The sequence below is a fragment of the Kumtagia sp. genome, from assembly GCF_059502445.1.
In genome coordinates this window covers 24,928-46,094 of record NZ_JCACER010000053.1, presented here as the reverse complement: position 1 = coordinate 46,094, position 21,167 = coordinate 24,928, and the positions used below count along the sequence as shown (strand labels likewise).

The following is a 21,167-nucleotide window of genomic DNA, read 5'->3' as shown; positions in this document are numbered from 1 at the left end:
CGGCCGATCTCCCCCCTTGCGGGGGAGATGTCCGGCAGGACAGAGGGGGGTGCGAAGGAACACCGGCGCCACCATCAGGCCTCCCCGTCGACATCGCGAGGCATGTGATGGAAGCCCTCGACATCCTCCTCACAGCCTCCTTCTGGGTCGCTGCCATCCGCATCGCCTCGCCGCTGATCTTCGCCACCATGGGCGAGCTGATCTGCGAGCGCGCCGGCGTGCTCAACCTCGGCATCGAGGGCATCATGACGGTCGGCGCCTTCGCCGGCTGGTTCACCGTCTATTCAGGCGGCGATTTGTGGACCGGCGTCGCCGTCGCAGCGCTTGCGGGGGCGGCCTTCGGCCTGCTGCATGCGACGCTGACCGTGCCGCTCGGCCTGTCGCAGCATGTGGTCGGCATCGGCATCACGCTGCTCGCCACCAGCCTGACCTACTTCACCTACCGCCTCGCCCTGCCGGAGGTCACCTCGCCGCCGAAGATCGAGCCGTTCCAGCCGCTGCCGATCCCCGTCCTGTCTGAGATACCGATCCTCGGCCAGGCGCTGTTCTCGCAGACGCCGCTGACCTATCTCGCCTTCCTCACCGTCGCGGTCGTCGCCTGGGTGCTCTACCGCACGCCGCTCGGCCTGGCCCTGCGCGCCGCCGGCGAGAACCCGTCGGCCGTCGAGGCGCAGGGCATTTCCGTCAGCGGCATGCGCATCGGCGCCGTCATGGCGGGCAGCGCGCTGATGGCGGTGGGCGGCGCCTTCCTGACCATGTCGGCCTTCAACTCCTTCTTCTTCGAGATGATCAACGGCCGCGGCTGGATCTGCATCGCGCTGGTGGTGTTCGGCTCGTGGCGGCCGGGCAAGGCGCTGATCGGCGCCATCCTGTTCGCCGCCTTCGACGCCTACCAGGTGCGCCTGCAGCAGATTACCGGCGGGGTGGTGCCCTACCAGATCTTCCTGATGATGCCTTATGTCCTGTCGATCCTGGCGCTGGTGCTCGTCGCCCGCCGCGCGACTTATCCGAAGGCGCTGATGATCCCGTACCAGAAGGGGGAGAGGTGAGCTTGCGCTTCGGGCCATTGAGAGCAGTAGCAGGGGCTCACGAAGTTATTTGTATCATCTCGCTTTGCCCGCTAAGCCAGAGGGTAAAGTCGGTTTTTGGAAGGGCGGGCCAATGAAGTATGCGGTTTGGAATAACAAGGGCGGTGTCGGCAAATCCTTCGTCACGTTCATAACGGCCTGTGAATATGCTCGAGAGCACCCCGACAAGCTGGCAGTCATAGTTGACATGTGTCCCTAGGCCAATGTCAGTGAGGTTGTCCTCGGCGGCAATGGCAAAGGGGCGAAGGAACTGGACAAGCTTCTATCTGGCGCGCCCCGTCGCACTGTCGGCGGCTACTTCGATGAGCGAATTTCTAGCCCTCACAAGATAACAGGCAACGAAACCAGCTATCTGCTTAAGGCCTCGGGGATCAATTCGAACCTCCCTGAGAACGTTTATCTCGTCGCCGGCGATCCGTCTCTGGAAATCCAAGCGGAAGCCATCAACCAGATTGCTGCCCAGACGCTTCCAAGCGATTCGTGGGCAAACGTTCACAGATGGCTTAAGGATTTACTTTCTGCCATCTTACGAAAGCATGAAAACGCCGTATTCTTCATAGATTGCAATCCCAGCTTCTCAGCTTACACTGAACTAGCGATTATTGCTTCTGACCGCCTTATTGTTCCGTGTACTGCCGATGGCTCATCGGCTCGAGCTATTTCCAATATCGGACAATTGATCTACGGGATTAACGTCCCGGCAGCCTATGCGTCGGTCAGTTTTTCCAAGAGGGCGAAAAACAACAGTTTGCCTCTTCCTACTATTCATATCGTTCCGCTTAACCGCAGCACGCAATATGAGATGAAAGCTTCAAAGGCTTTTTCTGCAATGTACGATGAAATTAAAAGTCGTACAGCGATACTTTATAAACAGGATAATTCCATCTTTTCCGCCTCAAAAGTGTTTTTAAATTTGCCGGATGCGCATAGTGTAAGTGTGGTTACATCTCATCTTGGTTTGCCGCTTCACCTAATAAAACTCGGAAAGTATAAGATTCACAACAAGGACACGCAAGTTCCAAAAGATTCGCTGGATCGCTATAAAAAGGCTTTTGCCGATTTAGTGTCCCGTCTTTAGGCTCAACGTTGCAGGGCGAACCAGGCGCGTAGAACAAGAACGGGTCGAACGAACGTGTTAGCAAGAATGGAATAGACCTTCGTGCCGTTGATAGCGGCCGCTACTTCCTTCGGACCTGTTCCTTAATGAGCGCACGACGCTCGTCGCCGCTCAGGCCGGCGCTCCGGTCGAGCAGGCGCGCCATGCGTTCACTCAACGTCAAGCCTTCGACCGCGCTGATCTTTTCGCCGCGGCCGCGGCCGAGTACGAAGCGGCTGCTCTCTGCGGGGCGCGGCTTGCGAGGCGTGGAGCTTTTCATGCTTTCACGCTAACACATTCAAGGGCCGGGCAAAATCGTTGATTGGCAAGCCACGAAAGGCGAAAGATGAGTTTTGACCTGATCGTCAAGGGCGGCACGCTTCCCGATGGCCGCGTCGCCGACATCGGCATTTCCGGCGAAATCATTCGCGCGATCGAGCCGAAGCTGGATGTCGCCGCCGGCCACGTCGTCGACGCGACCGGAAACCTCGTCTCGCCGCCCTTCGTCGACCCGCATTTCCACATGGATGCGACGCTCTCCTACGGCATTCCGCGCATCAACGCCTCGGGCACGCTGCTGGAAGGGATTTCGCTGTGGGGCGAGCTGAAGCCGCTGCTCACGCACGAGGCGGTGAAGGAGCGGGCGCTGCGCTATTGCGACTGGGCGGTGTCGATGGGCCTGCTCGCCATCCGCACCCATGTCGACACCTGCGACGACCGGCTGCTGGCGGTCGAGGCGCTGCTGGACGTGAGGAAGGAGGTGTCTCCCTATATCGACCTGCAACTCGTCGCCTTCCCGCAGGACGGGTTTTACCGCGACCCGGCGGCGCGCGAAAACACCATCCGGGCGCTCGACATGGGCGTTGACGTGGTCGGCGGCATTCCGCATTTCGAGCGCACCATGGACGACGGCCGCCGCTCGGTGACCGAGCTCTGCGAGATCGCGGCGGAGCGCGGCCTGCCGGTCGACCTGCATTGCGACGAGACCGACGACCCGCTGTCGCGCCACATCGAGCAGCTCGCCTGCGAGACGCAGCGCCTCGGCCTGCAGGGCAGGGTGACCGGCTCGCACCTCTCCTCGATGCACTCCATGGACAATTATTACGTCTCAAAACTGCTGCCGCTGATCGCCGAGGCGCAGGTTTCGGCGATCCCCAACCCGCTGATCAACATCATGCTGCAGGGCCGGCACGACACCTATCCGAAGCGCCGCGGCCTGACCCGCGTGCCGGAGATGCTGAAGCATGGCATCCGCGTCGGCTGGGGCCAGGACTGCGTGCTCGACCCCTGGTATTCGCTCGGCACAGCCGACATGCTCGACGTCGCCTTCATGGGGCTGCATGTGGCGCAGATGTCGAGCCCCGCCGACATGACCCGCTGCTTCGACATGGTGACCAATGTCAACGCCGCGATCATGGGCCTCGATCATCTCGGCCTGGAAGTGGGCAAGCGCGCCAGCCTGGTAGTGCTCGACGCCGGAAGCCCGGTCGAGGCGCTGCGCCTGCGCGCCGAGCGGCTCTGTGTGATCGCCCGCGGCAAGGTGGTCGCCGAGCGGGAGAAGCGGGCGACGAGACTGTCGATCGCCGGGCGGCCGGCGGCGGTGGAGCGGCGACACGATCCTGCCGGTCATTGAATAACCCATCGCGATCGGAAAATGCTGGTTGAGCTCAGGAGCGGCGCCTCGGTTTCGTTCCCTGTCGACAAGGTGCAGGATCTGGCGAATGCCCGGGACGAGGATTTGGCAGAGGTGGAGATCGTCGGCGACGGCATCGGCCTGCATTGGGAGAGGCTCGACGTCGATTTTACCGTAGCGGGCCTCGCCGCCGGTATTTCCGGCACGGCCAAATACATGGCAGCCCAGGCCGGGCGGGCCAAGTCGCAGGCAAAGCCGTCGCCGCGCGTCTCAACGGAGCCAGGAGCGCGGGTTGAGCCTTGGGCCTGTTCGCACCAAGCGCTGGCCATGCCGCGCTGCCATATTGGAGATCGCTGCGAACTGCGATAAGTAGAGAAAAAGTTTCAACTTAGGAGCGGACCATGCGCTGGGCAGGCATTGTGGCGGTGGCCGGTCTCGCTTTTCTGGTTTCGGGATGCATGACGGCGGAGGAACGCCGCGCCGCCGACGAGGCACAATGCCGGTCCTACGGGTTCCGGGGACGCACCGACGCGTTCGCCGAGTGCCTGCAGCGGCTCGACCTGTTCCGCCGTGCCGAGAACCGGCGCGACCTCGATACCTGGGACCGCCCGGTCGTCGTTTACCGGCCGATCCTGGCCACGCCGTGATCGACTGCGCCGACGGGCGCCGTGCGTCGAGGCTTGCCGCCGACGATTTTTCGTTCACGTCACCGATGCTCCGAGATGCGACTCCGCAAAGATGATCATGCGAAATCATCGGCGGCGAGCCTCGACGCGCTTTCCAGCCGCCGAGCGTGTGACAGCGTGATCCGACAACCGCTGGCCAACGGCCGAGCCGTCCCGACTTCGCTCAGCCGGATTGCCGGGGCGATCTTGACAGCGAAACGCCGATGCGGCTGTTGATGTCATTCGCTTTTTCAGGAGACCACAGGTGCGGAAGCTTGTCTCATATGCGTTCGGGCTTGTCTTGCTGGCAGCGAGCGGCTGCGTCAGCGCGGAGGATCAGCAAACCGCCGATCGCGACAAATGCAGCGGCTTCGGCTTCCAGCAGGGCACGGACGCGTTCGCGAGCTGCATGATGAACCTGTCCGAGCAGCGGGACCAGAAGGCGGACGACGACCAGTACCAACGGGAGCGCAACAAGGCGCTCAGCATTCAGCGCCGGGGAGACGACCGCTATCCCGTCTGCGGCGCCGCGGATATGGACAACGATCTCGACACCACGACGGGAAACTGGTTCGGTCCGAACTGCCAGATGAAATCAGACTGACGGCTTGAACTGCTGGCATGTCATTGGGCTGAAGCCGCGGCTTCGCAACCCTCTGTCACTCGAACACGATCGCCGGCGTCGCAGCGGCGGAGCGACCTTGCTCCTCCCTCAGACGCTCCAGAACTTTTGCGGCGATGTCGCGATAGATCTTCGCCTGCGGGCCGTCGGGATCGGAGGCGACGACCGGCGCGCCGGCGTCGGAGGTCTCGCGGATGACCATCTCCAGCGGCACCTCGCCGAGGAAGGCCACGCCCAGGCGCTCCGCCTCCTTCCTGGCGCCGCCATGGCCGAAGATGTCGTAGCGCTTGCCGGTGTCGGGAGCGAGGAAATAGCTCATGTTCTCGACGATGCCGAGCAGCGGCACGTCGACTTTCTTGAACATGTTCAGGCCCTTGCGGGCGTCGATCAGAGCAAGATCCTGCGGCGTCGAGACGATGACGGCGCCCGCCAGCGGCACCTGCTGAGCCATGGTGAGCTGCGCGTCGCCGGTGCCGGGGGGCATGTCGACCACCAGCACGTCCAGCTTGCCCCATTCGACCTCGCGCAACATCTGCGTCAGCGCCGACATCACCATCGGGCCGCGCCAGATCATCGGCGTCTCCTCGTCGACCAGGAATCCCATGGACATCAGCTTGAGGCCAAAATTCTCCATCGGCTTCAGCACCTTGCCGTCGACCGTCTGCGGCCGGCCGTGGACGTTCATGAGGCGCGGGATGGAGGGGCCGTAGATGTCGGCGTCGAGCAGGCCGACCTTCAGGCCGTTGGCGGCGAGCCCGAGCGACAGGTTGACGGCGGTGGTCGACTTGCCGACGCCGCCCTTGCCCGAGGCGACGGCGATGATGGCGTCTATGCCCGGCACGCCGCGCTTTCCCGAAGCGTGCGAGGCCGGCGCCTGCGGCGGCCTTTGCGGTGCGGCGGGGCGGGGCGCAGGTGCGGCGGGCGGCGGCCGCTTGACCGGCTGCTCCATGCCACCGCCCTTCTTCTCCGCGGTCAGCGCCACGACCGCCCCGACGACGCCTGGAATGGACTTCACCGCCCGCTCGGCGGCGGCGCGCAGCGGCTCCAACTCCTGGGCGCGGGCGGCCGGCACGGTGATCGAGAAGAACACTTTTCCGTCGGCGATGAAAATCTCCGAGACCAGACCGAGCGAGACGATGTCGCCCTCGAAGTCCGGCCCCTTGATGGTCTTCAGCTTGTCGATGACGATTTCGCGGGTGACGGACATGGCTCGTTCTTCTGCTTGTTCCGGCTGCTTGTTGGGCACCAGATAATGCAGTTTCGGCCGAACACCAAGCCGAGGGCCGGTTTCGGGCAGCGGCGTAAATAATTCGCGCGTCCCTGTCGGAACGGACGCTGCTCATCCGTCTTCACAACGAGTGCAAGCTGCCCGCCCGGCAGGAGCGCCCGAAACCCGCATGGAGGAACCGCAATGCGTTTCATAGCCTATCTCTCGTTCGACGGCCGCTGCCGCGAGGCGTTCGAGTTCTATGCAAAGGTCCTCGACGGCAAGATCGTCGACATGATCGCCCATGGCGACACGCCGGCCGGCGAGCATGTGTCGAAGGACTGGCAGGACAAGATCATCAACGCCTATCTCAAGGTCGGCGAGGCCGAGCTGATGGGCGCCGACTCGCCGCCGGAATTCGGCGATGCCGCGATGCAGGGCGTGTCGATCTCCATCCAGATCGACGACGAGGCGCGCGCCGAGCGCATCTTCAACGCCTTCGCCGACGGCGGCACCGTGACCATGCCGCTGGAGCAGACGTTCTGGGCCAAAAAATTCGGCATGGTGAAGGACCGCTACGGCACGTCCTGGATGATCAACTGCGCCGACGGGCAGAAATAGCGAGGCGAAGGCAGGACGATGAACAAGATCACGACATGGCTGTGGTTCGAGACCCAGGCCGAGGAAGCCGCCAGATATTACGCGTCGGTGTTCCGCAATACCCAGCTCGGCGAGGTCGTCAAGGCGCCCGGCGGCGCCGAGCCCTACACCACCGAGGGGCAGGTGCTGACCGCGGAGGTCACCATCGAGGGCCAGACCTTCGTCTGCCTCAACGGCGGGGTGCACCCGGAAGGCAAGCCGAACGACGCTGTCTCTTTCCAGATCCTGTGCAAGGACCAGGCGGAGGTCGACGAATATTGGGATAAGCTCGCCGCCGATGGCGGCAAGGAAGTCCAGTGCGGCTGGGTGAAGGACAGATATGGCTTCGCCTGGCAGATCGTGCCCGAGGTGCTGCCGCGCCTGACGTTCGGTCCGGACCGTGAGGCCGCGAAGCGCGTCACCGCGGCGATGATGAAAATGGTCAAGCTCGACGTGGCGGCGCTCGAGGAAGCGGCGAGGGGCTGAGGAGTCTCATTTCGTCCTGTGACCGGGGGTCCGGCGCAGGACGAATATCGCCGCACTGCTTGCGCTCGAAGGCGCATTCATCCATATTTTGTACATGGCGAAGGCGGCAGCACCAAAGACAACAAAGCGGGTCAGGAACGCGGCCGCAGGCAAGACGTCGGACGGCGTCGTCATTTTGATGCCGGCGGTTCCTCCCCGCAGCTTCACCTATCGAGAAATCAAGAAGACGATCGATTTCGTGAAGGACAGAGCACGCCTTGCGGAGCAAGAGCCCGCTCAACAGGATGGCGGCGTCCGCCCGAAGCGTAGCGCACAACAATAGTGCCGCGATCGTTCGCGCGAAACGTGTTTATAAACTGTGCCTTCGACGCGCAGTTCCGACCAGTTTTCCAGGCGATGGTCTTTGCGATCATCCGATCAGGCTTCCGGGCCAGATGCGCAATGGAGACCGACGACGGCGCGGAGAATCGCTTCGCGAAAATTCAGGCCATAGTCGAGCAGTGCCGCTACGGAATACACGATCTTTCGCGGACTGAGTCGGACGGCAATCCTCCCTTGCCGCGCTTCAACATGCCGCTGGAACTTGGTCTCTTCATCGGCGCGCGGCGCTATGGGAACGAGGAGCAAAAGCGAAAAAGCGTCCTGATTCTCGATGTCGAACAGTATCGATATCAGCGTTCATCTCAGACATCGCCGGGCAGGACATCAGGGCGCATGGCGGCGAACCCGCGCGTGCGATCGAGGCTGTAGCGACGTTGCTGAGAATTCAGTCCCACTCCACCACTGTTCCGGGAGGACGGCGGATCGCCGGAGAGTTCGAGCAATTCCGCGAGAAACTACCCGAAATCCTGGCTGCGCGACATCTGCATGTTGACGAGATGAGCTTTGGAGACTTTGTGGCGATTGTTACGGCCTGGACCGCCGAGCTATAGGCCCGCTGTCGCCCACAAGCAAGCGGGTATGGCTCAATGTTGAAATGATGCCTTCATGATCGACAAGCTCGAATTCTTCATCGCGCTCGCCAAGGCGCAGCATTTCGGCAGGGCCGCCGAGGATCTCGGCATCACCCAGCCGACGCTTTCGGCTGCGATCAAGCAGCTGGAGGACCAGCTCGGCGTCATGCTGGTCAAGCGCGGCTCGCGCTTCCAGGGGCTGACGCCGGAGGGCGAGCAGGTGCTGGTGTGGGCGCGCCGCATCGCCGGCGACGCCCGCGCCATGCGCGAGGAGATGCGCGCCGCCCGCCACGGCCTGTCAGGCCGCATCCGCATCGCCGCAATCCCGACCGCGCTCGCCATGGTGCCGCGGCTGACCACGCCGTTCCGGGAAAAGCATCCGGGCGTCAGCTTCTCGGTGCTGTCGCGCACCTCGATCGAGGTGCTGTCGCTGCTCGGCAATTTCGACATCGACGCCGGCATCACCTATCTCGACAACGAGCCGCTCGGAAACGTCGTCAGCGTGCCGCTCTATTCCGAGCGCTACCATCTGATCACCGCCGCCGGAAACCCACATTCGGACCGGCAGAAGGTGACGTGGGCGGAGGTCGCCAACCTGCCGCTTTGCCTGCTCACGCCCGACATGCAGAACCGCCGCATCATCGACCACCATGTCGGCGAGGCCGGCGGCGTGGCGCGGCCGACGCTCGAATCCAATTCGATGATCGTGCTGTTCTCCCACATCCGCACCGGAAAGTGGTCGTCGATCATGCCGCTCAACCTCGCCGAGACCTTCGGTTTTTCCGAGCCGATCCGGGCGATCCCGATCGTCGAGCCCGACGCCAGCCATCTGGTCGGCCTGGTGGCGACCAGGCGTGAGCCGCACACGCCGCTGGTGGCGGCGCTGCTAAGCGAGGTGATGACGCTGGCGGGCGATTTCGCCGCCGCGCGCTGACAACGGCCTGGATCCGGTCGTGCTCAGTCCCGCGCCGGCGCGGCAGGAACCATCGGCAAGGTCGACATGCCGTCGCCGATCCCGGTGGGCATCACGACGCCCGCTGCCCGGCGGTCGAACTCGATCGCCGCATTGAGCCGCTGCGCCAGCCGCAGCAACTCATATTCGATGTCCTCGAGCGCGGCGTTTTCCCGCGTATTGCGGCGCCTGATCTCTTCGGCAAGAACCGGGATGTTGATGATGCCGGACCTTGTGATGGCCGAATGCGCCGCGTGGCGGACGATCGATCTCAATTCTGCTGATAGAACGGGTTTCATAGCGCCACCATGTCCAGTGTCGGCCACCCAGTTCGGAAATCCTATAGCCTGCAGTCATCGCGCGCAAGAGAAGAGTCAAAATTCATTCTTTAAATCAATGAGTTAGTCAAATAGTACAAGGCCCCAGAGACATCCGCTGGGCATTTCTCCCTCACCGGCCTATTTGCAGCCACTGCCGCATTTCAGGCACTTGCTGCATATGCAACCAAACAGCCGGTTACTCATTATAGGCACTTACTCATTCTGCATGACCGGAGGTGCGACGGTGAACGATCTTGAGCGGGGCGAACGGCTGCAAATCATGCTGAGCGCCGAAGAGCTCGAGGCCGTCGAAAACTGGCGCTTCGAAAAGCGCATGCCCAGCCGCGCCGCGGCGGTCCGTGAACTGCTGCGGCGGGGGCTCGCCGCCGAGGGCTTCGTCACGGCGCAACCGCGGACAAAGTCCCGGGATTTCGGTGTGGTCGCGCGCAAGGGGAACGGCGACGGCAAGGCCGACGAGACCGGCTGAGTTGAACAGCCCCTGGACCGCGACACTCCCCCTTCACTCCGAAGCGCAAGCCGGCGGCTTCCATTCGCGGATGAACAAGGCAATGACGCTTGCAGGCACCCTTGCCGCGGTGTTCCGGCGTAGAGACGTTCAAGACGGCGTTGATAGAAAATCCCTATCGAACAACGAGACCGCTTTATTGATTCCGCGTGTTTCGTCTGATTTCTTAAGGGCTTAACGTCGCCTTGACGTGAAATGCCGATCAGGGAGGGCGCTGCATCATGATGCAGCCAGCAAGTACCCAGGCTCCGGAGGACGTCGTCGCCAGGACGGCGGCGGTCATTGCGGACTCGGACGGACTGGAAGGTCCGCTGCTGCCGATCCTGCACGGCATCCAGGAAGAATTCGGCTTCGTGCCCAATGAATCCCTGCCGGTGATCGCCGAGGCGCTCAACATTTCCAGGGCGGAAGTCCACGGTGTCGTCACCTTCTACCACGACTACCGGCGCGCGCCGGCCGGCCGGCACGTGCTGAAGATCTGCCGCGCCGAGGCCTGCCAGTCTATGGGCTCGGACGCGATCGCGGCAAAAATTCAGCAGCTTCTCGGCATCGGCTTTCACGAGACGGCGGCCGACGGCTCGGTGACGCTGGAGCCGGTCTACTGCCTCGGGCTCTGCGCCTGCGCCCCGTCGGCCATGCTCGACGGCGAGGTGATCGGCCGGCTCGACCCCGACAAGCTCGACGAGATCGTCGCGGAGGTGCGGTCGTGAGGTTTTTGATCGTACCCCCACCCCTTACCCCTCCCCTCAAGGGGGAGGGGTACGTAAGCGCTGCAGAATCCCCCTCCCCCTTGAGGGGAGGGGTAAGGGGTGGGGGTGCCCAAGCATGGGACCTCCGCCCATGACCCCCGTCATCTACATCCCCGACGATTCCGGCGCGCTGGCGCTTGGCGCCGAGAAGGTCGCGAAGGCGGTTCACGCCGAACTTTCCGCGCGCGGCATCGAGGCGAAGATCGTGCGCAACGGCTCGCGGGGCGCCTATTTCCTCGAGCCGATGGTCGAGGTGGAGACGGCGGAGAGCCGTGTCGCCTACGGTCCGGTCTCGGCCAAGGACGTGCCGGCTCTGTTCGACGCAAATTTCCTCGCCGGTGGCGAACACAAGTTGGCGCTGGGGCCGACCCACAAGATCCCGTTCCTCGCCAAACAGACTCGCCTCACCTTCGCGCGCTGCGGCATCACCGACCCGCTGTCGCTCGACGACTACCGCAAGCATGGCGGCCTTGCCGGCTTGGAGAAGGCGGTGGCGATGGCGCCGGCCGACATCGTCAAGACCGTCACCGACTCCGGCCTGCGCGGCCGCGGCGGCGCCGGGTTTCCGACCGGCATCAAGTGGAACACGGTGCTGAACGCGGTATCTGAGCGCAAATACATCGTCTGCAATGCCGACGAGGGCGACAGCGCCACCTTCGCTGACCGCATGATCATGGAGGGCGATCCCTTCGTGCTCATCGAAGGCATGGCGATCGCCGGCATCGCCACCGGCGCCACGAAAGGCTTCGTCTATATCCGCTCCGAATATCCGCATGCCGTGGACAAGATGCGGCGCGCCGTCGACATCGCCCGGCAGGGCGGCGTACTCGGCGCCACAGTGCTGGGCTCGCCCAATGCTTTCGACATCGAAATCCGCGTCGGCGCCGGCGCCTATGTCTGCGGCGAGGAGACCTCGCTACTCAACAGCCTCGAAGGCAAGCGCGGCGTGGTGCGGGCAAAGCCGCCGCTGCCGGCCATCCAGGGCCTGTTCGGCAAGCCGACGGTCATCAACAACGTCATCTCGCTGGCGTCCGTGCCGGTCATCCTCGACAAGGGGGCAGAGCACTACAAGAACTTCGGCATGGGCCGCTCGCGCGGCACGATCCCGATCCAGATCGCCGGCAACGTCAAGCATGGCGGGCTGTTCGAGGCGGCGTTCGGCATGACGCTCGGTGAGATCGTCGACGACGTCGGCGGCGGGACGGCCACCGGCCGGCCGGTCAAGGCGTGCCAAGTCGGCGGCCCGCTCGGCGCCTATTTCCCGCGGGCGCTTTTCGACACGCCGTTCGACTACGAGGCGTTCGCCGCCAAGGACGGCCTGATCGGCCATGCCGGCATCACCGTATTCGACGACACGGCCGACATGCTGAAGATGGCGCGCTTCGCCATGGAATTCTGCGCCATCGAGAGCTGTGGAAAATGCACGCCCTGCCGCATCGGCTCGACGCGCGGGGTGGAGACCATCGACAGGATCGCTGCGAATATCGAGCCGGAGAAGAACCTCGCTCTGGTCACCGACCTCTGCAACACGATGAAGTTCGGCTCGCTCTGCGCGCTCGGCGGCTTCACGCCCTATCCGGTGATGAGCGCGATCAACCATTTCCCGGAGGACTTCAAGCCGCATCCGGTCAGGGAGGCGGCGGAGTGATGACGCGCGCCGACGCCCTCTCCCCCCTCGCGGGGGAGATGTCGCCAAAGGCGACAGAGGGGGTAACCTCAGAAGGCACCGCCGGAACGTCGAGCACTGCCGCACGTACCCCACCCGGCCGCTTCGCGGCCACCCTCCCCTCGATGGGGAGGGGGACGCAGCGCTTGGCCGCACCGCCTTCGCGCCCTATGTTTTCGCATTAGGAGCCTCACCATGGGTCTCATCCAGGAAATCGACTACGGCACGCCCGCCTCGAAGTCCGAGAAGCAGGTGACGCTGACCGTCGACGGCTTCACCGTCACGGTCCCCGAAGGCACCTCGATCATGCGCGCCTCGATGGAGGCGGGCATCGCCATCCCGAAACTGTGCGCCACCGACATGGTCGACGCCTTCGGCTCCTGCCGGCTCTGCCTGGTGGAGATCGAGGGCCGCGCCGGCACGCCGTCCTCCTGCACCACGCCGGTGATGCCGGGCATGGTGGTGAAGACGCAGACCGAGCGGCTCAAGACCATCCGCAAGGGCGTGATGGAGCTCTACATCTCCGACCATCCGCTCGACTGCCTGACCTGCGCGGCCAATGGCGATTGCGAATTGCAGACCCAGGCCGGCGTCGTCGGCCTGCGCGACGTGCGCTACGGTTATGAGGGCGACAACCACGTCTTCAAGAGACAAGACGGCGCGGAAAATTTCCGCTGGATGCCGAAGGACGAGTCGAACCCGTATTTCACCTACGACCCGTCGAAATGCATCGTCTGCTCGCGCTGCGTGCGCGCCTGCGAGGAAGTGCAGGGCACCTTCGCGCTGACCATCGAGGGCCGTGGCTTCGAAAGCCGCGTCTCGCCGGGTATGCACCAGCCCTTCCTGGAGTCGGAATGTGTGTCCTGCGGCGCCTGCGTGCAGGCCTGCCCGACTGCGACGCTGACGGAGAAGTCCGTCATCAAGATCGGTCAGCCGGAGCATTCGGTGGTCACCACCTGCGCCTATTGCGGCGTCGGCTGCTCGTTCAAGGCGGAAATGCGCGGCGACGAGCTGGTGCGCATGGTGCCGTGGAAGGACGGCAAGGCCAATCGCGGCCATTCCTGCGTCAAGGGCCGCTTCGCCTATGGCTACGCCACCCACAAGGAGCGCATCCTCAACCCGATGATCCGCGAAAAAATCTCGGATCCGTGGCGCGAGGTGAGCTGGGAAGAGGCGCTGGCCCATACGGCGAAGGAGTTCCGGCGCATCCAGTATCAGTACGGGCGCGGCGCCATCGGCGGCATCACCTCGTCGCGCTGCACCAACGAGGAGACCTATCTCGTCCAGAAGCTGATCCGCCAGGGTTTTGGCAACAACAATGTCGACACCTGCGCCCGGGTCTGCCATTCGCCGACCGGCTACGGCCTCGGCCAGACCTACGGCACCTCTGCCGGCACCCAGGACTTCGACTCCGTCGAGGAGTCGGACGTGATCGTGGTGATCGGCGCCAATCCGTCGGCCGCGCACCCGGTCTTCGCGTCGCGCATGAAGAAGCGCATCCGCCAGGGCGCGAAGCTGATCGTGCTCGATCCGCGCATCACCGAGACCGTGGATTCGGTGCATGCCAAGGCCGACTATCACCTGCCGCTGAAGCCCGGCACCAACGTCGCGGTGATCACCGCGCTGGCGCATGTCATCGTCACCGAGGGCCTGTTCGACGAAAAATTCATTCGCGAGCGCTGCGACTGGTCGGAATTCGAGGACTGGGCCGCCTTCGTCGCCGAAGACCGCAACAGCCCGGAAGAGGTCGAAAAGCTCTCCGGCGTGCCGGCCGAGCTCATCCGGGGTGCGGCGCGCCTCTACGCCACCGGCGGCAACGGCGCGATCTATTACGGCCTCGGCGTCACCGAGCACAGCCAGGGCTCGACGACCGTCATCGCCATCGCCAACCTCGCCATGGCCACCGGCAATATCGGCCGGCGCGGCGTCGGCGTGAACCCGCTGCGCGGCCAGAACAACGTGCAGGGTTCCTGCGACATGGGCTCGTTCCCGCACGAGCTGCCGGGCTACCGGCACGTGTCGGGCGACGCTGTCCGCGACATCTACGAGAGCCTGTGGGGCGTAAAGATCGACAACGAGCCGGGCCTGCGCATCCCCAACATGCTCGACGCCGCCGTCGAGGGCACGTTCAAGGGCATCTACATCCAGGGCGAGGATATTCTGCAGTCCGACCCCGACACAAAACATGTGTCGGCTGGCCTGGCCGCCATGGAATGCGTCGTCGTGCAGGACCTATTCCTCAACGAGACGGCCAACTACGCCCACGTCTTCCTGCCCGGCTCCACCTTCCTGGAGAAGGACGGCACCTTCACCAACGCCGAGCGCCGGATCAATCGTGTGCGAAAAGTGATGGCGCCGAAGAACGGCTATGCCGACTGGGAGGTCACGCAGATCCTCGCCCAGGCGATGGGCCTGAGCTGGAACTATACGCATCCCTCGGAGATCATGGACGAGATCGCCCGGACGACGCCGTCCTTCGCCTATGTCTCCTACGGCCTGCTCGACGAAAAGGGCTCGGTGCAGTGGCCCTGCAACGAGAAGGCGCCGGACGGCACGCCGATCATGCATATCGGCGGCTTCGTGCGCGGCAAGGGAAAATTCATCCGCACCGAATATGTGGCGACCGACGAGAAGACCGGGCCACGGTTCCCGCTGCTGCTGACGACCGGCCGCATCCTGTCGCAGTACAATGTCGGCGCGCAGACGCGGCGCACCGACAATGTCCTGTGGCATTCGGAGGACCGGCTGGAGATCCACCCGCACGACGCCGAGCAGCGGGGCATCCGCGACGGCGACTGGGTGCGGCTGGCAAGCCGCGCCGGCGAGACGACGCTGCGGGCGCTCATCACCGAGCGCGTCGCGCCGGGCGTGGTCTACACGACCTTCCATCACCCGGACACGCAGGCCAACGTCATCACCACCGACTTCTCCGACTGGGCCACCAACTGCCCGGAATACAAGGTGACGGCGGTGCAGGTCTCGCCTTCGAACGGCCCGAGCACCTGGCAGCAGGACTATGACGAGCTTTCCCGCCGCTCGCGCCGCATCGAGGGAAGGCTCGAGGCGGCGGAGTAGGGGACGCCGGCTTTTCCCTCCCCCTTGCGGGGAGGGTGGCTCGCGAAGCGAGCCGGGTGGGGTAGCCTCGGCAGTGCGCCGGCGTCATTTTGCTAGGAGTTTGGTCGTGCCCCGTACACTCGTGACCCCGGAAATGCGCGCGAAGGCAACGACGCAGCGCAGGTTCGCGACCAAGGGGGAGACTTTGCTCTGGTACGAACTGCGCGATCTCAGGCCCGAAGGCCTCAAGTTCCGTCGGCAATCGCCAATCGGGCCTTATGTCGCCGACTTTGTCTGCTTCGACCCAAAGGTCGTCGTGGAGGTGGACGGTGACCATCATGAAACCGGCAAGGGCAGGCGTCACGATGCCAATCGCGACGCGTATTTGAAAGAATCAGGGTTTCTCGTGCTGCGCTACGACGCCTCCGATGCGCTCGACCGGGCGTGGCATGTCGCACAGGACGTGAAGAGCAAGGCTGGCGCACTGCCGAGACTACCCCACCCCCGGCCTTCGGCCGGCCCCTCCCCGCAAGGGGGAGGGGGAAGTTCGCGCAAACTCCTCTCCCCCCTTGCGGGGGAGATGTCGGCGAAGCCGACAGAGGGGGTAATCTCAGAAGGCACCGCCGACAGGCCGAGCACTGCCGCAACTACCCCACCCGGCTCGCTTCGCGAGCCACCCTCCCCGCAAGGGGGAGGGGAAGGCCGGCGCCCTCCCATCACCTCCACAACCCGCATCGCCCGCCGTGCCGCCGGCACATCGGCGGCTGCGCGCATGGTGCCCGAGGAAACGCCGATCGCGCTGAGTTACGCCGGCACCACGCACGCCGTGATGATGGGCTCGCCCGCGGATTTCGAGGATTTCGCGCTGGGCTTCTCGCTGACGGAAGGCATCATATCCTCGCCGGAGGAGATCGAATCCATCGAGGTGGAAGACCTCGGCGCCGGTATCGACATCCAGATCAAGCTGAAGGACACCGCCAACACCCGCTTCCAGGCGCGCCGACGTCGGCTTGCCGGGCCGGTCGGCTGCGGGCTGTGCGGCATCGAATCGATCGAGGAGGCGATGCGCTTGGTCGATGACGTCAGTCAGTCGACGCTTACGCTCTCACCTTCCGACATCGTCCGCTCGGTAAAACTGCTGTCAAAGCACCAGCCGCTGCATGCCGAGACCGGCGCGGTGCATGCCGCCGGCTTCTACGTGCCGGGAAAAGGTGTCGTCGCCGCGCGCGAGGATGTCGGCCGCCACAATGCGCTGGACAAGCTGGCCGGGGCGCTCGCCAGGGCGGGCGTCGACGGCGCGTCCGGCGCGGTGGTCGTCACCTCCCGCGTCTCGGTCGAGATGGTGCAGAAGACGGCGGCCATCGGCGCCTCATTCATCATCGCCGTTTCCGCGCCCACCGCGCTCGCCATCCGCACGGCGGAAGGGGCCGGGATGACGCTGGTCGCGTTGGTGCGCGGCGACGAGTTCGACATCTTCACCCACCCCGACCGCGTGACTGACGGAGCCGCCAAGAATGTCGCATGACGAAGAAAACCCGGCCGCCTCCGGCATCGCCAAGATCGTGCGCATGGCCAACCAGATAGGCACCTTCTTCGAATCGAAGAAGCACGACGAGGGCGTGCATGGCGTCGCCGAGCACATCAACAAGTTCTGGGAGCCGCGCATGCGGCGGCATTTCTTCGAGGTGGTCGACGCCGGCGGCGAAGGTCTGAAGCCGATCGTGCTGGAGGCCGCCCAGCAAATCCGCCGGCCCAGCGCGCCGCTGACGGCGGAGCACGAGGCCGAGGCCAATGCCGACGTGAGCGGTTGAGCCCTCTTCACGCCGTTGCAGGCGCCGGGCAATCGCAAAAATACCCCCACCCCCTAGCCCCTCCCACAAGGGGGAGGGGAACAAGCTGGCATCTCCGCCAGTCGCCAATCGTCAACGGTTTCGCGCGGCATGGCGGCCGCAAAGCCCCCCTCCCCTTGTGAGGAGGGGTTAGGAGTGGGGGTACAAGGCGGCCAATTTGCTCGCGATTGCCCTGCTTGAAAGTGCGAGCGGGCGCGGCAACGTCTACAGTTCCGATTTGGAACCGTCCGGTAGGCGTTACCGCCCCGCCCTCTTCCAATGATCCTTGATGTGCTTGAAACCCTCCCGGTAGACGGCTTCCGGGCTCTCGGCGAAGTCGCGCCAGACTTTTGTCGCGGCGGCCAGATCCTTCAGGCCGCGACCGAAGGATTCGATGGTGAGCCAGCCGTCGTAGCCGCTCTCCCGGATCGCCGAAAAGGTCTTCTTCCACGGGATGTTGCCGCGCCCCGGCACGCCGCGGTCGTTCTCGGAGATATGGACGTGGACGATGTGGCGAAAACTTCTGGTGAAGGCGCCGATCGGGTCCTGCTCCTCGATGTTGCAGTGGAACGTGTCGTACATCGCCTTGACGTTGGGATGATCGATCTCGTCGAGATGGGCGCAAAGATCGTCCATCGTGTTCACCAGATAGCACTCGAAGCGGTTGAGCGCCTCCAGCCCGATGATGACGCCTTTCCCGGCGGCATGGTCGCCGATGGCGCGCTGCGAGGAGACGGAGCGCTTCTTTTCGGTCGCGGTCGGGCCGGTGCCGGAAAAGCGGCCGAGGGTGGAATGCAGCGGCCCGGAAAGCCTGTCGGCGCCGAGGGCGGCGGCGCAATCGATCGCCCATTTCATGTAGGCGACGCCGGCCTTGCGCTCGCCGGCGTTGCCGATCAGGTTCATCGCCGGGTCGCCCATGGCGGAAACGGCGGTGCGCTCCAGCCCGATGCGGTCGAGCAGATCGCCCAACCGTCTGTAGTCGTCCGGCGTCCCCTCGAAGATCGGGATCTCCACCCCGTCATAGCCGGTCGCCTTGATGTCCCTCAGCAATTTCTCGTGCTTTCCCGTGACGTTGGTCGTCCACAGGAACATGCAGAACCCGATCTTCATGCGCTCCCCCTCCGGTCTCGGTGGGACCCTAGCGCGAAAAATCTGGTAGGACCAGATGGAGTTGCCAAGCCGAGGGGGCGAGTGCCGGCAAGGCGCGGCCGGCGCGATGCGCCGGCCGCGTCCGGTCTAGTAGACCAGGAAGTCGTTGTTGGTCAGAGCCAGCCCGGTTGCCAGCGTCGCGAACTGGATGGCTGCCGTTCCGCCGGTTCCGTCGGCGTCGTAGAGCAGCCTGCCGGTGTCCGTCTCGTAAATGATGCGGTCGCTGGCATCTTCGGCCGCGCCGGTAGTGTTGGCGCGGAATGCCGCCGCCGACAGGGCGCCGGGCGCCAGCGCCGTGAAGATGGCGTCGCTGAGGCGTATCTCGTCCTCGTTCACTACGAAGCCGTTGACGGTGTCGACATTGGCCTCGTTGTGCAGAACCGAGTTGAAGTAATACCGGTCGGCGCCGCTCCCGCCGGTCAGCGCGTCGTTGCCGGCGCCGCCGCTCAGGATATCGTCGCCATCCCCTCCCAGCAGCGTGTCGTTGCCGGCGTTGCCGGCCAAATTGTCGTTCTCCGTGCCGCCGTCGAGATAATCGCTGCCGCCGCCGCCGGTCATCAGGTCCTTGCCGGATTCGCCGTAGACGACGTCATTGCCGCTGTCGCCATTGAGAGTGTCGTCACCTTCCTCGCCATAGAGATAATCGTTGCCGGCACCGCCGTGAAGCGTGTCGTTGCTGAACTCGACGGTCGAATTGCCGAGGCCGCCGTGGAGCGAGTCGTGGCCTTCGCCGCCATAGATCGTGTCGGCTTCGACGCCGCCATAGAGATAGTCGTTGCCTTCGCCGCCGTTCAGCTTGTCGACACCGACCTCTCCGTAGAGAGAGTCGGCGCCTTCGCCGCCCAGCAGATAATCGTCGCCGGCATTGCCATAGATCGTGTCTGGGCCAAAGCTTCCGGCGATCGTATCGGCGCCGGCGCCGGCGCGATAGATCATCTGCTCGATGCCGGTCGACGTCGAGCCGTCGCTGCCGGTCGCACCGTTCAGATAGAACTTCTGGGCCGTCGAGGTACCGCTGCGATCGAGGTCGAGATAGTCGTACCCATCGCCACCGAGGATGGTCTTCTTGCCAAGAGTCCCATAGATGCGGTCATCGCCGACGCCGCCGTCGAGTATGTCGGTCCCGATGTCGCCGTAGACGTAGTCATTGCCGGTGCCGCCGGTCATGTTGTCGTTGCCGGATTCGCCATAAAGCACGTCGTCGCCGCCTCCGCCGTCGACCCGGTCGTTGCCCTCCTCGCCATAGACATAGTCGTTGCCTTCGCCGCCATAGAGGCTGTCGTTGCTGGTCTCGACGGTCGAGTTGCCGAACCCGCCGTGGATCACATCGTTCCCATCGCCGCCGAGCGCCGTGTCGGCACCCGCTCCGCCGTAGAGATAATCGTTGCTTCCCCCGCCGTAGAGCTTGTCGTCGCCGAGGTGACCCTGAAGGTTGTCGTTGCCGTCATTGCCCTTGAGGAAGTCGTTGCCTTCGTTTCCGAGCAAGGTGTCGTCTCCGGAGCCGGCCGTGACATCGTCATCGCCGCTGCCGCCCCGGTAGTAGAGCTGCTCGATGCTGCTCGTCTTGGTGCCGTCGCTGCTGGTGCCGTTCAGCACGAAGACCCGATCGGTAATGTTCGTCGTCAGATCGACATCGAGATAGTCGAAGCCGGTGCCGCCGTTGATGGTCTTCTTGCCGACAAGAGCATAGATGCGGTCATCGCCGCTGCCGCCTACCACACTGTCCGTTCCTATGCCGGTGTAGATGTAGTCCGCCCCGACACCGCCGTTCAGCGTATCGTTTCCGTCCCCGCCCTGCAGATTGTCATCGCCGTCGCCGCCGGCGATGGTATCGTTTCCCGCCTCGCCATAGAGATAGTCGTTGCCGTCGCCGCCGCTCAGCGTGTCGTCGCTGTTCTCGGTGGTGCTGTTTCCATAGCCGCCATAGATGACGTCGTCGCCGTCGCCGCCGCTCAGATTGTCCGCGGCGCCATGACCATAGATGTAGTCGCCGATACCTGAACCGGTGATCGTGTTGGCACTTTCATTTCCAGTATAAACGGGCATCTCTCAGTCCTCACCTTTGCGCGCTGCATTCCCCCCGACGCGAAGCAATCGTGCTCCGCCCAATGACAGCCGCGGGAGGGCGGCCGCCGCCAAGATCAGTGTAGGAATCCCTCACGGATCCGCGATATGCAGAAAGAAGAATACAGGCAATGATATTTTGCGATCATGGTCGTCATCCAGAAAATAGCAAAGCTCTCTTCCGCAGACCACGGTCGCGGCGTTAGAGCTTAGGCCGGATGAACTGCCTCAATGAGGCCCACGTACTTCTAAGCGATCTACTTATTGCTTAAAAACCTACAACGAGCAAGCCACCTGCACTTCACTGCAAAGATGTCAGCCCGTTGCACCGCCATACGTCCTCACCTCCTTGGCGTCACCGCGGCACCGGAAAGGGCCGCTTCGACGCAGCAGGACGGCATCCTCGCGCGGCGTTGCGACGGCACGATGTCGGCAGGCAGGACGGACGGCAACAAGGGAGGATACAAAG

General features: G+C 64.0%; 22 protein-coding genes and 1 pseudogene. 18 read left to right on the top strand and 5 right to left on the bottom strand.

Annotation, left to right across the window (positions count from 1 at the left end; all coding sequences use genetic code 11):
• The first annotated feature begins 107 nt into the window (after positions 1-107).
• Positions 108-1,049 carry an ABC transporter permease gene (locus AC5JDC_RS16925; RefSeq protein WP_495842944.1) on the top strand — a complete coding sequence of 314 codons (942 nt, stop codon included), beginning with the start codon at positions 108-110 and terminating at the stop codon, positions 1,047-1,049.
• 715 nt (positions 1,050-1,764) lie between these two features.
• On the top strand, positions 1,765-2,166 hold the full coding sequence (locus tag AC5JDC_RS16920; protein WP_495842942.1) for a hypothetical protein: 402 nt from the start codon (positions 1,765-1,767) through the stop codon (positions 2,164-2,166).
• 100 nt (positions 2,167-2,266) lie between these two features.
• On the opposite strand, the gene AC5JDC_RS16915 is transcribed toward AC5JDC_RS16920, so the two are convergent.
• Complete coding sequence (locus AC5JDC_RS16915; protein ID WP_495842940.1) at positions 2,267-2,464, bottom strand: hypothetical protein; 198 nt, start codon at positions 2,462-2,464, stop codon at positions 2,267-2,269.
• Between the two features lie 66 nt (positions 2,465-2,530).
• Between AC5JDC_RS16915 and AC5JDC_RS16910 the strand changes: the two genes are divergently transcribed.
• The 4 genes from AC5JDC_RS16910 to AC5JDC_RS16895 all read left to right on the top strand — a co-directional run bounded on the left by AC5JDC_RS16910 (position 2,531) and on the right by AC5JDC_RS16895 (position 5,086).
• The gene (locus AC5JDC_RS16910) at positions 2,531-3,817 is read left to right on the top strand and encodes an amidohydrolase family protein (RefSeq protein ID WP_495842938.1); all 1,287 of its coding nucleotides are present in this window, start codon (positions 2,531-2,533) and stop codon (positions 3,815-3,817) included.
• A gap of 21 nt (positions 3,818-3,838) precedes the next feature.
• On the top strand, positions 3,839-4,186 hold the full coding sequence (locus AC5JDC_RS16905; RefSeq protein ID WP_495842937.1) for a DUF2442 domain-containing protein: 348 nt from the start codon (positions 3,839-3,841) through the stop codon (positions 4,184-4,186).
• Positions 4,187-4,218: 32 nt separating this feature from the next.
• A complete protein-coding gene (locus AC5JDC_RS16900) occupies positions 4,219-4,464 on the top strand; it encodes a hypothetical protein (RefSeq protein WP_495842935.1) in 246 nt (81 codons plus the stop codon).
• A 283-nt stretch (positions 4,465-4,747) separates the two neighbouring features.
• A complete protein-coding gene (locus tag AC5JDC_RS16895) occupies positions 4,748-5,086 on the top strand; it encodes a hypothetical protein (RefSeq protein WP_495842933.1) in 339 nt (112 codons plus the stop codon).
• A 55-nt stretch (positions 5,087-5,141) separates the two neighbouring features.
• Here AC5JDC_RS16895 and AC5JDC_RS16890 read toward each other — a convergent pair whose 3' ends face one another.
• Complete coding sequence (locus tag AC5JDC_RS16890) at positions 5,142-6,311, bottom strand: Mrp/NBP35 family ATP-binding protein (protein ID WP_495842931.1); 1,170 nt, start codon at positions 6,309-6,311, stop codon at positions 5,142-5,144.
• A gap of 204 nt (positions 6,312-6,515) precedes the next feature.
• On the opposite strand from AC5JDC_RS16890, the gene AC5JDC_RS16885 reads away from it, so the two are divergent.
• From AC5JDC_RS16885 to AC5JDC_RS16865, 5 genes are all read left to right on the top strand, one after another.
• On the top strand, positions 6,516-6,932 hold the full coding sequence (locus tag AC5JDC_RS16885; RefSeq protein ID WP_495842929.1) for a VOC family protein: 417 nt from the start codon (positions 6,516-6,518) through the stop codon (positions 6,930-6,932).
• A gap of 18 nt (positions 6,933-6,950) precedes the next feature.
• Complete coding sequence (locus AC5JDC_RS16880; protein ID WP_495842927.1) at positions 6,951-7,436, top strand: VOC family protein; 486 nt, start codon at positions 6,951-6,953, stop codon at positions 7,434-7,436.
• Positions 7,437-7,530: 94 nt separating this feature from the next.
• Positions 7,531-7,758, top strand: a complete 228-nt coding sequence (locus AC5JDC_RS16875) for a hypothetical protein (protein ID WP_133170120.1) — start codon at positions 7,531-7,533, stop codon at positions 7,756-7,758.
• Between the two features lie 119 nt (positions 7,759-7,877).
• Complete coding sequence (locus AC5JDC_RS16870) at positions 7,878-8,186, top strand: hypothetical protein (RefSeq protein WP_495842925.1); 309 nt, start codon at positions 7,878-7,880, stop codon at positions 8,184-8,186.
• A 237-nt stretch (positions 8,187-8,423) separates the two neighbouring features.
• Positions 8,424-9,323: a LysR family transcriptional regulator gene (locus tag AC5JDC_RS16865; RefSeq protein ID WP_495842923.1), complete on the top strand. Its 900-nt coding sequence runs from the start codon at positions 8,424-8,426 to the stop codon at positions 9,321-9,323.
• A 23-nt stretch (positions 9,324-9,346) separates the two neighbouring features.
• Here AC5JDC_RS16865 and AC5JDC_RS16860 read toward each other — a convergent pair whose 3' ends face one another.
• Positions 9,347-9,616 carry a hypothetical protein gene (locus tag AC5JDC_RS16860; protein ID WP_106773777.1) on the bottom strand — a complete coding sequence of 90 codons (270 nt, stop codon included), beginning with the start codon at positions 9,614-9,616 and terminating at the stop codon, positions 9,347-9,349.
• Positions 9,617-9,905: 289 nt separating this feature from the next.
• On the opposite strand from AC5JDC_RS16860, the gene AC5JDC_RS16855 reads away from it, so the two are divergent.
• The 7 genes and pseudogenes from AC5JDC_RS16855 to AC5JDC_RS16825 all read left to right on the top strand — a co-directional run bounded on the left by AC5JDC_RS16855 (position 9,906) and on the right by AC5JDC_RS16825 (position 17,467).
• Positions 9,906-10,148 (top strand): hypothetical protein, encoded by a 243-nt coding sequence (locus AC5JDC_RS16855; RefSeq protein ID WP_106773776.1) that lies wholly within the window; start codon positions 9,906-9,908, stop codon positions 10,146-10,148.
• A gap of 257 nt (positions 10,149-10,405) precedes the next feature.
• Entirely contained in the window at positions 10,406-10,897 is a 492-nt protein-coding gene (locus AC5JDC_RS16850; protein WP_495842952.1) for a formate dehydrogenase subunit gamma, read from the top strand.
• 130 nt (positions 10,898-11,027) lie between these two features.
• Positions 11,028-12,584, top strand: coding sequence for a formate dehydrogenase beta subunit (locus AC5JDC_RS16845; protein ID WP_495842920.1), 1,557 nt, complete (start codon positions 11,028-11,030; stop codon positions 12,582-12,584).
• A 213-nt stretch (positions 12,585-12,797) separates the two neighbouring features.
• Positions 12,798-15,677 carry a formate dehydrogenase subunit alpha gene (gene fdhF / locus AC5JDC_RS16840; RefSeq protein ID WP_495842918.1) on the top strand — a complete coding sequence of 960 codons (2,880 nt, stop codon included), beginning with the start codon at positions 12,798-12,800 and terminating at the stop codon, positions 15,675-15,677.
• A pseudogene (locus AC5JDC_RS16835) lies at positions 15,619-16,107 on the top strand (endonuclease domain-containing protein); the annotation flags it as partial. The gene fdhF and the pseudogene AC5JDC_RS16835, both read left to right, overlap by 59 nt.
• Positions 16,108-16,428: 321 nt before the next feature.
• Complete coding sequence (gene fdhD, locus AC5JDC_RS16830; protein WP_495842950.1) at positions 16,429-17,181, top strand: formate dehydrogenase accessory sulfurtransferase FdhD; 753 nt, start codon at positions 16,429-16,431, stop codon at positions 17,179-17,181.
• Positions 17,171-17,467 (top strand): formate dehydrogenase subunit delta, encoded by a 297-nt coding sequence (locus AC5JDC_RS16825; protein ID WP_106773771.1) that lies wholly within the window; start codon positions 17,171-17,173, stop codon positions 17,465-17,467. Before fdhD ends, AC5JDC_RS16825 begins: the two co-directional genes overlap by 11 nt.
• 276 nt (positions 17,468-17,743) lie before the next feature.
• On the opposite strand, the gene AC5JDC_RS16820 is transcribed toward AC5JDC_RS16825, so the two are convergent.
• Positions 17,744-18,595, bottom strand: coding sequence for a sugar phosphate isomerase/epimerase family protein (locus AC5JDC_RS16820; protein ID WP_495842916.1), 852 nt, complete (start codon positions 18,593-18,595; stop codon positions 17,744-17,746).
• Positions 18,596-18,721: 126 nt separating this feature from the next.
• Entirely contained in the window at positions 18,722-20,680 is a 1,959-nt protein-coding gene (locus AC5JDC_RS16815) for a calcium-binding protein (RefSeq protein WP_495842914.1), read from the bottom strand.
• Positions 20,681-21,167: the final 487 nt, after the last annotated feature.

Coding starts and splice junctions, on each gene's coding strand:
- AC5JDC_RS16925 (WP_495842944.1), top strand. CDS start 108: ATGGAAGCCCTCGACATCCTCCTCACAGCCTCCTTCTGGGTCGCTGCC.
- AC5JDC_RS16915 (WP_495842940.1), bottom strand. CDS start 2,464: ATGAAAAGCTCCACGCCTCGCAAGCCGCGCCCCGCAGAGAGCAGCCGC.
- AC5JDC_RS16910 (WP_495842938.1), top strand. CDS start 2,531: ATGAGTTTTGACCTGATCGTCAAGGGCGGCACGCTTCCCGATGGCCGC.
- AC5JDC_RS16905 (WP_495842937.1), top strand. CDS start 3,839: ATGCTGGTTGAGCTCAGGAGCGGCGCCTCGGTTTCGTTCCCTGTCGAC.
- AC5JDC_RS16900 (WP_495842935.1), top strand. CDS start 4,219: ATGCGCTGGGCAGGCATTGTGGCGGTGGCCGGTCTCGCTTTTCTGGTT.
- AC5JDC_RS16890 (WP_495842931.1), bottom strand. CDS start 6,311: ATGTCCGTCACCCGCGAAATCGTCATCGACAAGCTGAAGACCATCAAG.
- AC5JDC_RS16885 (WP_495842929.1), top strand. CDS start 6,516: ATGCGTTTCATAGCCTATCTCTCGTTCGACGGCCGCTGCCGCGAGGCG.
- AC5JDC_RS16880 (WP_495842927.1), top strand. CDS start 6,951: ATGAACAAGATCACGACATGGCTGTGGTTCGAGACCCAGGCCGAGGAA.
- AC5JDC_RS16875 (WP_133170120.1), top strand. CDS start 7,531: ATGGCGAAGGCGGCAGCACCAAAGACAACAAAGCGGGTCAGGAACGCG.
- AC5JDC_RS16870 (WP_495842925.1), top strand. CDS start 7,878: ATGGAGACCGACGACGGCGCGGAGAATCGCTTCGCGAAAATTCAGGCC.
- AC5JDC_RS16865 (WP_495842923.1), top strand. CDS start 8,424: ATGATCGACAAGCTCGAATTCTTCATCGCGCTCGCCAAGGCGCAGCAT.
- AC5JDC_RS16845 (WP_495842920.1), top strand. CDS start 11,028: ATGACCCCCGTCATCTACATCCCCGACGATTCCGGCGCGCTGGCGCTT.
- fdhF (WP_495842918.1), top strand. CDS start 12,798: ATGGGTCTCATCCAGGAAATCGACTACGGCACGCCCGCCTCGAAGTCC.
- fdhD (WP_495842950.1), top strand. CDS start 16,429: ATGGTGCCCGAGGAAACGCCGATCGCGCTGAGTTACGCCGGCACCACG.
- AC5JDC_RS16825 (WP_106773771.1), top strand. CDS start 17,171: ATGTCGCATGACGAAGAAAACCCGGCCGCCTCCGGCATCGCCAAGATC.
- AC5JDC_RS16820 (WP_495842916.1), bottom strand. CDS start 18,595: ATGAAGATCGGGTTCTGCATGTTCCTGTGGACGACCAACGTCACGGGA.
- AC5JDC_RS16815 (WP_495842914.1), bottom strand. CDS start 20,680: ATGCCCGTTTATACTGGAAATGAAAGTGCCAACACGATCACCGGTTCA.